This is a genomic window from Candidatus Neomarinimicrobiota bacterium, assembly GCA_017656425.1.
Classification (GTDB): Bacteria; Fidelibacterota; UBA2242; order UBA2242; family B5-G15; genus JACDNV01.
This window is the reverse complement of sequence record JACDNV010000050.1, coordinates 1-1,139: the sequence shown is the minus strand read 5'-3', so window position 1 is coordinate 1,139 and position 1,139 is coordinate 1. Positions and strand designations below refer to the sequence as shown.

Annotated in this window: 1 protein-coding gene; it reads left to right on the top strand. The window is 38.6% G+C overall.

What is annotated here, in order from left to right:
* Nucleotides 1-808 precede the first annotated feature (808 nt).
* Nucleotides 809-994 carry a hypothetical protein gene (locus tag H0Z29_12170; protein ID MBO8132240.1) on the top strand — a complete coding sequence of 62 codons (186 nt, stop codon included), beginning with the start codon at nt 809-811 and terminating at the stop codon, nt 992-994.
* Nucleotides 995-1,139: the final 145 nt, after the last annotated feature.

Here is a 1,139-nt window from a genome sequence, read left to right as displayed (position 1 = left end):
TATTTGTAGCTTAAAATTTTAAAATTTGTGTCTTGACAATGGGGTCCACCTAGAAAAGGGGGTGGGTCGGTTTCAAAAAAACAATCGTAATATATCGACATATTCTGAGTCATCTACTTTATAAAGAACAAATTTATAAAGAACAAAAGCTAATAACTTATTTTTTACTAGATAAATTATCAAGAATTTTTTTATTTAATTGAATCAATTCATCTAATTTATTAATGATTATCTCTTCACGTTGGTGCTTTAACCTAAATTTCTTAAATGCATTGAATAAGAAACATACTAGCAAAATAAATATAATAAAATTAAAAAATTGCCATAGTAAAGTAGCATTAAATAATTCAGTCATTAAACATCACCCTCCAATTAATAATATTCATTGCAACAGATAGAAGTCCTGCATTGTTTCTGAAAAATCAAGTAGATTCCCATAACAAAACACTAAACTAGGCAGGCAAACCCCTTCCAGTTTCCCGGAGGAGCGGCGGCCTTGACATCCACCCCGCATGTGGTATTTCATTTAATGCCGACGGGGCGGCTCCGGGGAATATGCCAGCACATTACCTCATACCCCGCCGGTCCATCCATTGTACCACATGCGGGGGTCCCGGCTGTCAAGGCTACCCTTCGGCGCCGCCTGCTAACATGGATTTTAGCCTCAAAGGCTCTCCAAGGAATATATTTTAAATTGCGTGATGGCAACCAAACTGTGTATTTTTTAATTGCCAAATTCGTTATTTTATACTTGCCAAACAGAAGGGGAATAAAAGTGGAATGTAGAATTTCCCTTTAGGTGATAATCATGCCTTTAACCCGTTCCGAGCTCGAACAGTTCATCCTTAAAACTAAAAAAGAAATCGAGGACCTGCGCAATCAGGAGTGGAACACAACTGACCCCAAGGAACTCAAGAAGCTCAAGCGCAAAAGAAAACAGCTGCAATACCTGCAGCTCTGGCATTTGAGTCAGCTTGAAAATCTGGAGGATTAGCAGGGATGGGAGAAATTTTATTTAAATTGTTATTTATTCTTTTCCCCATAACAAAAAACGCCCCACCCGGGGCGCCACACCAAAAATATGTAAACGTTGGAGGCGGGTTAAGGTTTCAGCACCCAACCACACGCAAACAATATTC